Annotated in this window: 10 protein-coding genes and 1 pseudogene; 4 read left to right on the forward strand and 7 right to left on the reverse strand. The window is 38.0% G+C overall.

Going from position 1 to position 13,826, the window contains the following annotated elements; translation table 11 throughout:
* Window positions 1-11 precede the first annotated feature (11 nt).
* From ACN6OV_RS04240 to ACN6OV_RS04270, 7 genes and pseudogenes are all read right to left on the reverse strand, one after another.
* On the reverse strand, window positions 12-1,067 hold the full coding sequence (locus ACN6OV_RS04240; protein ID WP_427949902.1) for a glycosyltransferase: 1,056 nt from the start codon (window positions 1,065-1,067) through the stop codon (window positions 12-14).
* Window positions 1,068-1,089: 22 nt separating this feature from the next.
* Window positions 1,090-2,133: a glycosyltransferase gene (locus tag ACN6OV_RS04245; RefSeq protein ID WP_427949904.1), complete on the reverse strand. Its 1,044-nt coding sequence runs from the start codon at window positions 2,131-2,133 to the stop codon at window positions 1,090-1,092.
* Complete coding sequence (locus tag ACN6OV_RS04250; protein WP_427949906.1) at window positions 2,130-3,110, reverse strand: polysaccharide pyruvyl transferase family protein; 981 nt, start codon at window positions 3,108-3,110, stop codon at window positions 2,130-2,132. The genes ACN6OV_RS04245 and ACN6OV_RS04250 overlap by 4 nt, the downstream gene beginning before the upstream one ends.
* Window positions 3,111-3,119: 9 nt before the next feature.
* Window positions 3,120-4,652 carry a hypothetical protein gene (locus ACN6OV_RS04255; protein WP_427949908.1) on the reverse strand — a complete coding sequence of 511 codons (1,533 nt, stop codon included), beginning with the start codon at window positions 4,650-4,652 and terminating at the stop codon, window positions 3,120-3,122.
* A gap of 9 nt (window positions 4,653-4,661) precedes the next feature.
* Entirely contained in the window at window positions 4,662-5,678 is a 1,017-nt protein-coding gene (locus ACN6OV_RS04260) for an NAD-dependent epimerase/dehydratase family protein (RefSeq protein ID WP_427949909.1), read from the reverse strand.
* 18 nt (window positions 5,679-5,696) lie between these two features.
* Window positions 5,697-6,974 carry a Vi polysaccharide biosynthesis UDP-N-acetylglucosamine C-6 dehydrogenase TviB gene (gene tviB / locus ACN6OV_RS04265; RefSeq protein WP_427949910.1) on the reverse strand — a complete coding sequence of 426 codons (1,278 nt, stop codon included), beginning with the start codon at window positions 6,972-6,974 and terminating at the stop codon, window positions 5,697-5,699.
* 153 nt (window positions 6,975-7,127) lie between these two features.
* Window positions 7,128-7,984: pseudogene (locus tag ACN6OV_RS04270) on the reverse strand (IS982 family transposase).
* 261 nt (window positions 7,985-8,245) lie between these two features.
* On the opposite strand from ACN6OV_RS04270, the gene ACN6OV_RS04275 reads away from it, so the two are divergent.
* The 4 genes from ACN6OV_RS04275 (at window position 8,246) to ACN6OV_RS04290 (ending at window position 13,553) form a co-directional block, all read left to right on the forward strand.
* Window positions 8,246-9,313 carry a polysaccharide biosynthesis/export family protein gene (locus tag ACN6OV_RS04275; protein WP_427949912.1) on the forward strand — a complete coding sequence of 356 codons (1,068 nt, stop codon included), beginning with the start codon at window positions 8,246-8,248 and terminating at the stop codon, window positions 9,311-9,313.
* On the forward strand, window positions 9,313-9,741 hold the full coding sequence (locus ACN6OV_RS04280) for a low molecular weight protein-tyrosine-phosphatase (protein WP_427949913.1): 429 nt from the start codon (window positions 9,313-9,315) through the stop codon (window positions 9,739-9,741). Before ACN6OV_RS04275 ends, ACN6OV_RS04280 begins: the two co-directional genes overlap by 1 nt.
* 21 nt (window positions 9,742-9,762) lie before the next feature.
* Window positions 9,763-11,955: a polysaccharide biosynthesis tyrosine autokinase gene (locus ACN6OV_RS04285; RefSeq protein WP_427949915.1), complete on the forward strand. Its 2,193-nt coding sequence runs from the start codon at window positions 9,763-9,765 to the stop codon at window positions 11,953-11,955.
* 152 nt (window positions 11,956-12,107) lie between these two features.
* Window positions 12,108-13,553: a capsule assembly Wzi family protein gene (locus ACN6OV_RS04290; RefSeq protein ID WP_427949917.1), complete on the forward strand. Its 1,446-nt coding sequence runs from the start codon at window positions 12,108-12,110 to the stop codon at window positions 13,551-13,553.
* Window positions 13,554-13,826 lie beyond the last annotated feature (273 nt).

The following is a 13,826-nucleotide window of genomic DNA, read 5'->3' on the forward strand; positions in this document are numbered from 1 at the left end:
TTCTCCCTTATTCACGCTATATAAATTTTTTCTAACAATCTAGCATTTCGTGATACATCAAATCCTAACTTAGATAACTTTTCCAAAATTTTTTCATTAGATACTATTTTCTTATCACGACTGAGTAACTTTAAAGCCCAATCGCGAGCATTATCTAATGGTATAAAATTAACAAGATCAAGACCCAAATCTACTTCTTCAGCAACAGTGTCTGCTACTAAGGTTGGTAATCCTACTGCCTGACTTTCTACTAAGACAACGGGAAATCCCTCATGGAGTGATGGTAAAATCATGACATCTGCATTTGCCATTAGCTCAACTACATTAGAACGTAAACCTAATAACTTGATATATTCACTAAGGTTTCTCGCTTGAATTTGTTGTTCAATATGTGCACGCAGTGGGCCATCACCTACTAGATGAATGACAAATTTTACTTGCTTCTTAATAAGTTCTTCCGCAATATCTAAGATAAATGCATGATTTTTTACCGGCATGAATCGAGCCACATGGATAATATTTAACTTATCCTTATCAAATTGCTCATTAGGTGATTTATGGCTTTCCTCCACGATACGGTGGATTTCTCTAACATCAACAGCATTGGGTAATATCAATATATTTTGATCATCTTTATATAGATATTTTCCAGCCTCATCACCACAAGCAATCTTATGGGTAGCTAATTTGTTAATAGCTAATTTAGCTAAAATTTCATAGGTTCTCGTAAAAGTGTTTGAGCCACCATTGCTAGTATTGTGTGAATGTGAAATTCTTGTATTCACACCTGCCAAGGATGCTGCCGTTAAATGAAATGCATTGTTCAGAAGTACATGGCTATGGATCGTTTGGTACTCTGGGTGGGATTTCAAAAAATGATATAACTTGATCATTCTACCTAATGAGTTACTCGCAATAATCGGAATGATTTTGCCACCTAATGCCAGTATTTCATCATCATAATCACCTTTTTCTTGTGTGAAGGTAATAAAGTCAAATTGCACTTGTGTACGATCAATATGGCGATATAGATTCATAAGCATAGTTTCTGCACCAGCTCTATCCATCTTTCCAACTATGTGTAATACTCTAATCATTAAAAATTTCTACCCAAGACTTTTTGAAGCTTTCGGTGTTAAATCGATGCGAATTCATTATAGCAGCGCTAGAAAGAGATTTTAAATATTCAAAGTCATTTGAAATTTTATCCATTGCGGCTGCAAAACCAGTACTTTTTTGTTTATAATCGACAATAATACCAGAATCATTGAGCAACTCTAAAACTCCTGGCAAATGATCAAAGACAATAGCGGGAAGTCCATAAGCTTGACTTTCTATCAGCACCAGTGGGGTCGCTTCTTTTCTAGAAGGTAAAAGAAATACTGTTGCATTCTGGTAAAATTTCTCAATATTACTTATTCGCCCAAACAACTGAATATTAGATAACTTCTTTTCAAATATGATCCGATTAAGCATATCTATATCACTCTTACTTAAACCTACAATTTGTAAAGACCACTCTTTATTTTTCTGTAATTCCCATGCGTCTAAAAGAATATCAAAGCCTTTAACTGTTATATCATTCCCGATTGCGAGAAATTTTTTCTTTAACAGACTTGGAGGGGCAAGTAAAGGACTAACTGTTAAAGGGTTATATATTAAAGACAACTTATCTATACATAATTTATTATATTTTTTCCAAGCAACTAATTCAGACTGGGACAAGACAATAATTTTAAAACATTTTAATACAGCATAAAATCTCGATAGTTTAAATATTAATTTGTTATAATTAGTTTCTAGAGAAAAATGTTCCCAAAGAATTAATTTAGTTTTTCGAGGCAAAAAAAATCCATTAAACAAGATTGAATTTGAATCTAAATTAATATAAAAGTCAATTCTTTTTTCTTTTAAAATCTTATATATCTTAATATTTTTAGAAAAAATCCCACTTTTTTCACTTGATAAATCAATAATATTTACACGCGTATCCAATTGATAAAATGAAGCACCTGCTTTATGAACAAAAATAGTAATATCAAACTGGTCTATCAACAAATTACTGAGAACACATAACATACGTTGTGTGCCCCCTGAATTTGAAAGATTATTAATTAAAAAAGCTATTTTCATTTCACGAAATCTTCACAAATTTTTTTCATCTTATTAGCCAATATTAAATAATCATCCTTATTATGAATATCAATATCAGATGTTATTTTTTCACCTTTATAATCGAAATTAGCTATAAAAGAACCTGTTTTTTTATTAACATCAACTCTATTAAATAGTTCTAAAATACCTTCAAATCTACATGTGTCAAAAAAACTATCGAAACCATTAATATAAATAACAGGTGTTCCCATTGCTAAACATGGCAAAGCACAATGAATTCTAGAAGTGATTACAAGTTTAGCGGTAGAATATTTTTCTAATAAAGAATCTGCTATTTTGAATTTTTCTTCATATGTATATTTATCCCCTGGTAAAACTTGTGTTATATATTCAGCTTGCTCAAGTAACTCTTGAGAAAATATTTTTTTCATATGTTTCTCAATTTTTTTAGTTTTAAAGATATCCCCATTAAGCATTGATTTTATTAAAGATTTATAGCTCTCCATAATATACATTTTTTGAGGATAATCATATAAAGGGTCTACAATATATATACCTTCTCTTTTAACATTACTCTTCTTATATCTATCCAAAGTAAGAGTTAAACAACCACTAAAGTATGCATCTATACCTCTTTTTTTAAATTCATTCACAGTAAACTCATCTCGACATCCTATAGGTTGGTTCTTTTTAAAAAATTCAATTCCTTCTTTATTTAGTAGATATGGTACAGAAGAGTGATTTAAATGAAATGAAATTAACAGTGGTTTTATTTTTTCTGAAGGAATCCATTCATTAGTTGTTGTATGGGTGAACCAACCATTCATAATTAAATTAATTTCATCTCCATCATAATATGCAGATTTCTCCCTGTTTATTTTAGCTGTATAGTTTTCAAAAAAACTTTGAGCAGCTAAACTTTGAATATAATCACCAATATTAAATCTTCCTTTTAGCTCTTCATAAACTAAAATACCAAATTTCTTTTCAGACATAACAACACCTCATAGTAATTTTTTTATTCTATCAAATAAAACATTTAAGATAAACTTTTTTTCAATACCATTAAGCCTAAAATAAAAGAATAGTATAGAAAAAATTTCTAAGATTAATATATAAAAAATATTTAGTAAAAAAGAATCATTTATTTTAATTTTTTCATAAATAAACAATCCTCCTAATAAAATTAAAATACAATACAATATATCAGAAAAATATTTAATCAGATTTAAATTTATGTTCCTACATAAAACTATACTATTATAAAAAAAATAAAACCTATAACTAAAACTTAAAATACTAATGAGAATAGTAGAAGAAAAAACTAATTCCAAATAATAACCATTAATAAGAAGTATCCAAGTGAGTGGAAGATTTAGTAGCAATATACCAGATATAATGATTTGATACTTTTTTATATTCCCTTGTGCATAAGTAGACATCCATAATGGACCTGAAGCAGCACTAAATATTCCACATATAACAATCACCTTACATAAAAATGAAACATATTCAGGTAAAATATCCCCCAGCCATATTTTTAATACAAAATCTGTTATTATAAAAAATGGCAATGATATTAGTGTTATTAGATATACTGAATACTTAGAAGAATTAATTACCAACTCCACATGCCTTTTGAAATTTTTTTCTGCAAAAGATTTTACAATTTGAGGATTAAAAGCCGAATGTAAGTTAGAAACAAATGTAAATATTATAAAATTAATTTGGTTAGAAATAGCTATTGAGGCATTAATTAAAACCCCTAAAAAATAATTAAATATAATAGAAATCCCTTGAGTATTTAAAACTGATGCAAGCTGACCAAATATATTCCAACCTGAAAATATAATCATTTCTTTCTTAACTTTTTTATTTTCTTTAGTTTTGAAATGCAACTCTGTTTTATAATTTTTCTTTACATAGCAGTAATATAATAAAAACATGATTAACGAATTAACCATTAAAATAAAACTATAGGCTGCAAGTTTATCAAAAAAATTAATATATGAAATAATAATAACAAGAATTAATTTCAAAAAGGCTTCACATATTCCAATATAAGCATAAACTTTCATTTCTTCTTTAGCCAATATTAAGGATTGATATGGTACAACCCATACGCTTATTAGAGAAATAAATATTGAGCTCTGAAAAACAATATTCGCAACAGGCATTCGATCTGAAGGAATATTTAATTTATTATTTAAAATCCAATAACCTACAGTTTCTAAAATAAAAAATATAAATAATGAAATAACTACATGTATTTTTAATGAAATTTTAAAAATCTCACCAACATTATAATTTTTATCATTAGAAAGTGCATAGTTTAGATATCTTTGAGTTCCACTTCTCATTGCAGAATTTAAAAAACTAAATAAAATTATAAAACCGGCTATTAAACTAAATATACCAAAATCTTTTACCCCCAAAATATTATAAATAATCCTAGTAGTATATAAAGAAATTAGTAATAATAATACCGTCCTAAAATATAAGAATATAGTATTAAAAAATATTTTTTTATTTGACATACAATTTTATTAACTTTTATACCAGGCTACCGCTTCAGTAATTCCTTCAGAAATCTTCTTTACTGGCCTAAAAAAAAGTGATTTCTTAATTTTTTCTATACTGGCTTGTGAATGTCTAACATCTCCTGCACGGAAGTCCCGATATACAGGCTCTTTCGTATACGTCACACCAGCTTCATTTAATGCTGCTTTAATGGCATTAAATAAATCATTTAGCGTGGTACGATCTCCTACTGCGACATTATAAACCTGATTTTTGGCTTCATCATTTTGCGTAGTGGCTGCCAGAATATTGGCCTGAACCGTGTTTTCAATAAAACAGAAATCACGGCTGGTTTCACCATCACCATTAATGAATACATCATCACCGGCAATCATGGCTGCGGTCCATTTTGGAATAACTGCGGCATAAGCCCCATTAGGGTCTTGGCGCTTACCAAAAACATTAAAGTAACGTAGGCCAATGGCTTTAAACCCATAAGTCCGTGCAAAGACTTCAGCATACAGCTCATTTACATATTTGGTGACCGCATAAGGCGAAAGTGGCTTGCCGATATTGTCTTCAACTTTAGGCAGTGCCGGATGGTCACCATAAGTTGAACTGCTGGCGGCATAGGTAAAGCTTTTCACTTCTGCATCACGTGCAGCAGTCAGCATATTTAAAAAGCCGGTAATATTGGCTGCATTGGTGGTAATCGGGTCAGCAATCGAACGGGGTACAGAACCTAAAGCAGCCTGATGCAAAACATAGTTCACCCCTGCACATGCTGTCTGGCAATCTTCAAAATTACGGATATCACCTTTATAAAACTTGAAGTTTGCCCACTGTTCAGGTTTCACCAGACTTTGCACTTCATCCAGATTATGCTGATGACCTGTAGCAAAATTGTCTAGACCCACTACATTCTGGTTCAGCTTTAACAGGGTTTCCAGTAAATTTGAGCCAATAAAGCCTGCCACACCGGTAATTAACCAGGTTTTTGGTACTTGTTGTAATTGCTCGCATACAGTTTGATATTGGCTCATTTTTATGGTCCCTATAAATTACAGACGAAGGTCAGATTCAGATTGATCCAGTACATATTTTAGATCATATAAAATATGTGCTGACTTGCCCAAGGCACGTAATGCTTTAGCGCCCATAGCTTTAAACTGATCATGGGCAACAGCCAGAATCACTGCGTCATAGTGACCCTGTTCCAAATTTACGACTGGAGTAATTCCGTATTCATGTTGAGCTTCGCTTGCATCTACCCATGGATCATACACATCGGCAGAAATATTGTATTCTGTCAGTTCATTGACAATATCAATAATTTTGGTATTACGAATATCCGGACAGTTTTCTTTAAAACTTAAGCCTAAAACCAGAACCTTGGCACCTTCGACCTGAATTTTTTTCTTGATCATCGCCTTGACCAGCTGGGTAACCACATACGCCCCCATACCGTCATTTAAACGGCGGCCTGCCAGAATGATTTCAGGATGGTAACCGATAGACTGCGCTTTATGGGTTAAATAGTACGGATCAACACCAATACAGTGTCCACCGACCAGACCTGGACGGAATGGCAAGAAATTCCATTTGGTACCGGCAGCCTGCAAAACTGCTTCCGTATCAATTCCCATTTTATTAAAGATCACAGCCAGTTCATTAATCAGAGCAATGTTGACATCACGCTGGGTATTTTCAATCACTTTTGCCGCTTCAGCCACTTTAATGCTAGTCGCTTTATGTGTACCTGCCTCAATCACCAGGTTATACACTTGATCAACAAGTTCTGCGACTTCAGGAGTAGAACCTGAGGTAATTTTCAGAATATTGGTGACGCGGTGCAGTTTATCGCCTGGGTTAATACGTTCTGGGCTATAACCAGCAAAAAAGTCCTGATTGAACTTCAGGCCTGACACTTGCTCCAGAACCGGAATACAGGTTTCTTCAGTCGCACCCGGATATACCGTAGACTCATACACCACCACATCGCCTTTTTTCAGTACCTGTCCAATGCTGGTCGAGGCTTTAACAAGCGGCGTTAAATCTGGCTGTTTAAATTCATCAATTGGCGTAGGTACAGTGACAATAAAAAAGTTACAGCTTTTAAAATCTTCTAAATTTGCTGAATAGCTCAGTTGATTTGCCTGTTTGAGTTCTTCTGGGGAAACTTCAAGGGTATGGTCTTGACCACTTTTAAGTTCATCAATTCGTTTCTGGTAGATATCAAAACCAACTACAGGTACTTTTTTCCCAAATTCAACTGCAAGTGGTAAGCCCACATAGCCCAAACCAATCACCGCAATTTTTAAATCTGCAATAGATAGCATTTCAACGCCTTATTTATGTACTGTACTTATGAAGATTAAATCTTTCGGCAGGCATACTAGCAGAAAAATATGAAAATTCTGTTGTGATTTAACACCAAAAAACAAAAAAATAAGAAAATATTTAACTAATCCAAATCATGGATAAGCCTAGTTTTATATCATTGTAAATTGAGGCTTATTTTGATAACAGATTTGATAACCACATAACGATGCATAAATCCTAGCGAAATAACCTGAAATGGAACGATGGCGACTGCTTACCAAGTTGTATTGTTGTTTCAATAAGCTAAAGATGGTCTCTATTTTATTCCGCTGTCTCAGCATTGCTTCATCGTCTGATGATAGTTCCACTGGCCGCATATTCTCGCGATGATAGGTCATTAATTCAATATCTTGCTTCGCTAATTTATCTTTTAAACTTCACTGATGTAGCCACGATCGCCAAAGATCTTACCGATGTAGCCTTGAGCTAGCTTCGGCAGAATTTTTATATCTGAAGTATAGCCATTCGACAGTTGAGTCTGAACAAATTGCCCCTGAGCATCCACCAATACATGCAAGTTGCATCCATAGAACCAACCCATTGAGCTTTTACCTCGTGTAGCAATCTGTTTTAAAGATTTGTGACGTTGAATACGCTGATTTTTACATACTGGTAGAGTTGGAGAATCAACCCAAGCACAGGCTGTTTGAGCACTAGAAGTTAAAGAAATGTGCAATGCTTGAAGTGCAAGTTGATGTTGATTGATTAAATAAACCATCCGCTGATAGGATGGTAGGGCTTTGAAAAGCTTATAATAAAACCGCTGTATCATGCCATAAAATACTTTGAAATGATGAAATTGAGAGTTCTAATACCAGACCGCGATAAAAATGATCTCAGATAAACAAAGAACACCTGATCTCTGCCTGACCTTCGGATTTTCTTGTTTTAGGTATTGCAAATAGACGGCTTCATTTTTCTGAAAAAAATCGTCAAACGTACAGAATAAAGTTATAAACTCGAACATAGGATGGCTAGTTGATTGGTTTGTGGAGTAACTCTCTTATCAACTTAGTCATCTTTTTTTCAACTGAATTTCTTATCCATGATTCAGGTTAACTAAGCTTATGAAAGAAGACTTTGGGAAAAGATTTTATTGAGCGAACAGGGTTTATTGTCTTCATTCACTATTCAGTTAAAATCAGATACATTTTGTTATAATAAAATCAAAGTTCTGAGGTAGAATATCGCAGATTTAACGAATTAAATATTAAAAACGGGATTTCATGTGCGAAAAACTCAACTGGCTTTTTTACTGACTTGCGGTCTCGCTTTGACCAGCTGTGCAGTAACTTCTGGTCTGCAAACCTATGATTTACCGACTGAAGGTGTTTATCAAACCGAGCTGGGGACTTCAGTCAATGTGATTCGACTCACCCAGGACTCTATGCTGGCCGTTCAGCCTGCTGTACAAAATATTCAACAAGACTATGCCCATTTGTTTAGCACCCCGCATCGTAGCTATAGTTTGAGTCCGGGTGATATTTTATCTATTTCCCTATGGGCCTATCCAGATATTTCAGGAAGTGAAGGCTACCAAATTGACCAAAGTGGTTATATTCACTTCCCGATGATAGGCCGCTACAAGGCTGCAGGCAAATCCCTGACTCAAGTTAACCGCGAATTACGCAGCCAGCTGTCACGTTATTTAAAAACTCCGGATGTGATTGTGCGAGTTCTGTCCTATCAAGGCCAGCGCTATTCCGTTCAGGGCAATGTCATCAAAGGCGGGCAGTTTTATTTAAGCGATCAGCCGGTGAGTGTTTATACTGCTTTGGGTATGGCCGGTGGTGTCAATGCACAACAGGGAAATAATGCTTCCATTACCTTGGTTCGTCAGGGACAGACCTATACCCTGAACACGGTAGAACTGGAAAAAGCAGGTTTTTCACTGCATAACTTGCTGATCCAGCCAAATGACACTTTATATGTGAACAATCGCGAAAATCAAAAAATCTATGTCATGGGTGAATCTGGCAAAAACCAGTCCTTGCCACTGCGTGATCAAGGGATGAGTTTAAGTGATGTATTAGGTGAAAGTTTAGGCTTAAATCCACTCTCTGCCAGTCGCAGTAAAATTTATGTCGTGCGTAGTCAACCGAGTGCTGCACATACTGAGGTCTATCATCTAGACTTGACCAGCATTGCCGACTTTGGCCTGGCCAACCAGTTTCAGATGCGCAGTAATGATATTGTCTATGTCGATGCTTCAGGTCTGGCACGCTGGCAACGTGTGTTGAACCAGATAATTCCATTCTCGAACACCTTGTATAATCTGGATCGGCTGGGACAATAATGCAGTTTAAGCATATTCTGGTGGTCTGTGTCGGCAATATCTGCCGCAGTCCCATGGCTGAATATTTACTCAAGCAGGCTCTACCTGAACGGCAGATCCATTCGGCCGGTATTGCAGCGATGATCGGCTATCCGGCAGATGAGAAAGCCCAGCGCTGTATGCAAGGCATCGGACTGGATATGCAGGCTCATCGTGCCAAAAAACTGACTGGGGACATGATTAAACAGGCTGATCTGGTGCTGGTCATGAGTAAAAATCAGCAACAGTATTTAGAGCAGCACTGGCCTTTTGCCAAAGGAAAAACTTTTCGCCTGGGGCACTGGCAATCAAAAAATATTGCTGACCCCTACCAGCAGGATCAACTCTTTTTTGACCACACCTTTGAGCAGATTCAACAGTGTGTAAATGACTGGATATCCCATCTTTAAATAATTGAATGACAATAAACTATGAGCCAAACCACCAACACTGAAGATACCATTGACTTAAAAGAACTCTTTTTCTCATTGATTGCTCAATGGAAACTCATTGCCCTTTGCGTCATTTTAAGTATTGTGGCGGCTTTACTGTATTTACGTGTTACACCAGATACCTATTCGGTCGATGCGCTGGTACAAGTCGAAGAAAACAAAGGGGCTTCTGCTGCCTTATTGGGTGATCTATCCAACATGATCGAGCAAAAGCAGCCTGCTCAGGCAGAAATAGAACTATTAAAGTCGCGTCTGGTGCTGGGTTCAGCCATTCAGGCTTTAAATCTCGATCTTCGCATTGCTGGAACTGAAAACAGCTTTACGAACCGTTTATTGTCACCGCATGACTATCAAAGCGAATACAATAAAACATCTGTTCTTTTTAAAGACAATGCTAAATCCTTTGATATCCGTCAGTTTGAAGTGCCTGCTTATTTCAATGACAAAAATTTAGGTCTTGACTTTCAGCAGGGTAAATACACTTTAACTGATCCGGCCACAAAACAAGTGGTCTTCTCTGCCCCATTGAATCAGCCTAGTGAATTGCAGTCTGAACATGGTCAGTGGAAAGTTGCCATTTATACCCAGGACCAGTTCAATGCATCTTATATTGTTCGCAAGCAATCTCTGCCCGCTGCGGTCAAATCAATTCTTGCCAATTACTCGGTTGCAGAAAAAGGCAAAATGACCGGTGTATTAGGCCTGAATTATCAGGGTACTGACAAACAGCATATCACTGAAGTTCTCAATGCCATTCTCGCTGCCTATAGCCAGCAAAATATTGAACGTCGTTCTGCAGAAACGGCACAAACGCTTAAGTTTCTGGATGAACAGTTACCTGAATTGCGTCAGCAACTGGATGTAGCTGAGCGGGAATTCAATACTTTCCGTCAGCAATTCAACACGGTCGATGTCACCAAAGAATCGGAACTGTATCTGACCCAAAGTATTAGCCTGGAAACCCAGAAATCACAGCTTGAGCAGCAAGTAGCTGAGGCTTCTGCCAAATACACCAATGAACATCCCGTGATGCAGCAGATGAATGCGCAACTGGGTGCGATCAATAAAAGAATTAACGAGCTGGAAGCTACTTTAAAGCAGTTACCCGACCTGCAACGCCGATACTTGCAACTCTTCCGTGAAGTTGAAGTGAAACAGCAGCTCTATACTGCCTTGTTAAACTCTTATCAGCAGCTACGAATTGCCAAAGCAGGTGAAATTGGCAACGTGCGTATTGTCGATACCGCTGTTGAACCCCTTCAGCCAATTGCACCAAAAAAACTGCAGATTCTGATTCTGTCGATTTTCCTCGGTGGTTTCCTCGGCACCTTAATCGCCCTGTTACGTAATATGCTGCGTAGCGGGATTAAGGATGCAGCACAAATTGAAAATCAGCTGGATTTGCCGGTCTATGCCACCGTGCCCCGCTCGCTGACTCAGGAAGGCCTGATCAAACTGCGGAAAAAGAAAAAGAATATTCCTATTCTTGCGGTTAAAGACAGTGGTGATATTGCGATTGAAAGCCTGCGCAGTATGCGTACCGCGATTCATTTTGCCTTGTCCAGTGCCAAAAACAATGTCATTGCCTTATCTGGCCCGGCTCCGGAAATTGGTAAATCCTTTATCACGGTTAACCTGGCGACGATTCTAGCCCAAGGTGGCAAACGAGTTTTAGTGATTGATGGTGACCTGCGTCGTGGCTATTTGCATAAATACTTTAACAGTGAAGTCCAGCCGGGTCTGTCCGAATTGCTAAATCAGCAAAACAGTTATGACTCTGTGGTCCAGCGTTCAGATGTCGACAACCTGTTCTTTGTAACGCGTGGCAAAAGTCCGGTCAATCCTTCCGAGCTGCTGAGTACGGCGCATTTTCAGGCCTTTCTGGATCAGGCTTCAGCCAGCTTTGATCATGTGGTGATTGATACTCCGCCGATTCTCGCGGTCACAGATGGGATTATTATTGCCCAGTCTGCCGGGGTGAACTTGCTGGTGGCCCGTCATGCCAGAACTCAGATCAAAGAACTAGAAATCACGGTAAATCGCTTTGAACAGGCCAATATCAAAGTCAATGGTGTGATTCTCAATGATGTCCAAAAAGCCAATGGCGGCTATGGCTATGGTTACGGCTATAATTATGCCTATGCCTATACTGCACAGAAAGATAAGGATTAATCTGTTCTCTCGCTGAATGGTCCAGCTGGTTATGGCAACTGGACCATTCACTGCGCTGATATTTCGCCTCAATCGATCTACTCAATTGACCTCCCCCTGATTCTGATGACCATTTCTGCTAACAATTATTTAAAAGCTTTAGGAAGATAAGAATGTTTCAATCAAGAATATTGCTCGCTAGCCTGGCACTGAGCTCCTCACTGACCTTTGCCCAAGGTATTGTGTTAAATGACCAGAACCTGCGTACCGATTTAAACTGGTTGAACCAGCAAGGTGTGATTCAAATCAGTACTTCGACCTGGCCGATGAGTGGGGACGAAATTCAACGTGCTCTTTCTCAAGCAAACATCAGTGATCACAACCAACAAAAAGTGATTGATAGTGTCTTGGCCCATTTAAATGCCAATAATCAGTTCTTGAAAGCTTCCCTGTTTGCAGAAACTGAACAGAAAAATATACCACAGGCCTTTGCCGACCGGGAAAAAGCCCAGTATCAGGCCGGCCTGGAACTGAATGCGGGTGGTCAGTCCTGGGATGCCAGACTCCGGGTCAATGCAGAAAAAGACCCACAGATTGATCATGACCAGGACGTTAATCTGGAAGGTTCCTATATCGCTGGCAAGCTGTGGAATCAATGGATAATCGCCGGTCAGATTCCGACATTTTGGGGACCTGGCCATGATGGCAGTTTAATTCGTGGCGATGCCAGCCGACCGGTATATGGGGTCAGTCTACAGCGTGCTGAACAGCATGCGTTTGAAACGAAATGGCTTTCTTGGATCGGTCCATGGCAATACCAGGCTTTTGCCGGTCAGTTAGATGACTATACTGCGGTTCCAGATGCCAAGCTGATTGGTTTACGTGTGACAGCGCAACCCTTGCAGTCTTTAGAACTGGGCGCATCCAGAGCAATTCAGTGGGGAGGTGAAGGTCGCCCGGAAAGTTTTAGCTCACTTTGGGATGCCTTTGTAGGGAATAAAGATAATGGAGGAACCGGCGAGCCAGATCCATCCAACCAGATTGCCGGCTTTGATGCCCGTTTAAACCTGCAGTCTCTTGCTCAGATTCCGATGGGTGTCTATGCCCAATATGTCGGTGAAGATGAAGCAGGCGGCCTGCCGTCTAAAAAAATGTATCTGGCCGGTATCGATTATTCTTCCAGCTATAACAATATGCCTTATCAACTCTATACAGAATGGGCCGATACACGCACCAATGGCACAGCTCGGGGTGTCTCCTACAACCACAACAGCACCTATACAGATGGCTTCTACCAGCATGGTTATCCCTTGGCACATGCCATGGGAGGAGATGGACAAATGGTTTCGGTGGGGGGTGATCTTCGTGTTGATCCTTTAAACCGACTGAATGCTCGAGTGCTATTTGCCAAGCTGAATGAATCCAACCGAACTACTAATTTAGCCTTTCCAGCGCAAGATGAAATCAAAGCGCTGGATCTGACCTGGACCCATTATCTGCGTTCAGATATTCCTTTAAAAGTGAATGGCTGGATCAGCGATTCCGACTTGCATGGCCAGGATGGTGGTGCTTCAATCGGGATTGAATTCCCTCTAGATAAGCAATTATTCTCTTACTGAATGCACGCAGTATCGTGATGTATTGATCTGGATTTAATTCATTAAACCCCAAGGCCAGAACTACTCTGGCCTTTTTTAATGGCCTAATTAAGCCCATCGAATGCTAAAGTAAATTTCCGTCACAGACGCAAGATTTCTGAAAATTTTCTGCTAAGATGGACTGAACATTAACGGTAACCCTATATTGGAATACTACATGAGTAAGGCCCTACCTATCGCTGTCGCTGTTCTACTCGGCGGTGCCGCACTTGTTCCTGTTTACTATGCAACCAA

Origin of the sequence: Acinetobacter sp. (genome assembly GCF_050285345.1) — a bacterium.
Lineage (GTDB): Bacteria > Pseudomonadota > Gammaproteobacteria > Pseudomonadales > Moraxellaceae > Acinetobacter.

Bases quoted from the DNA above. Each gene is read 5' to 3' on its own strand.
- ACN6OV_RS04240 (WP_427949902.1), bottom strand. From the start codon at position 1,067: ATGGATAGAGCTGGTGCAGAAACTATGCTTATGAATCTATATCGCCAT.
- ACN6OV_RS04285 (WP_427949915.1), top strand. From the start codon at position 9,763: ATGAGCCAAACCACCAACACTGAAGATACCATTGACTTAAAAGAACTC.
- ACN6OV_RS04280 (WP_427949913.1), top strand. From the start codon at position 9,313: ATGCAGTTTAAGCATATTCTGGTGGTCTGTGTCGGCAATATCTGCCGC.
- ACN6OV_RS04250 (WP_427949906.1), bottom strand. From the start codon at position 3,110: ATGTCTGAAAAGAAATTTGGTATTTTAGTTTATGAAGAGCTAAAAGGA.
- ACN6OV_RS04260 (WP_427949909.1), bottom strand. From the start codon at position 5,678: ATGAGCCAATATCAAACTGTATGCGAGCAATTACAACAAGTACCAAAA.
- ACN6OV_RS04245 (WP_427949904.1), bottom strand. From the start codon at position 2,133: ATGAAAATAGCTTTTTTAATTAATAATCTTTCAAATTCAGGGGGCACA.
- ACN6OV_RS04290 (WP_427949917.1), top strand. From the start codon at position 12,108: ATGTTTCAATCAAGAATATTGCTCGCTAGCCTGGCACTGAGCTCCTCA.
- tviB (WP_427949910.1), bottom strand. From the start codon at position 6,974: ATGCTATCTATTGCAGATTTAAAAATTGCGGTGATTGGTTTGGGCTAT.
- ACN6OV_RS04255 (WP_427949908.1), bottom strand. From the start codon at position 4,652: ATGTCAAATAAAAAAATATTTTTTAATACTATATTCTTATATTTTAGG.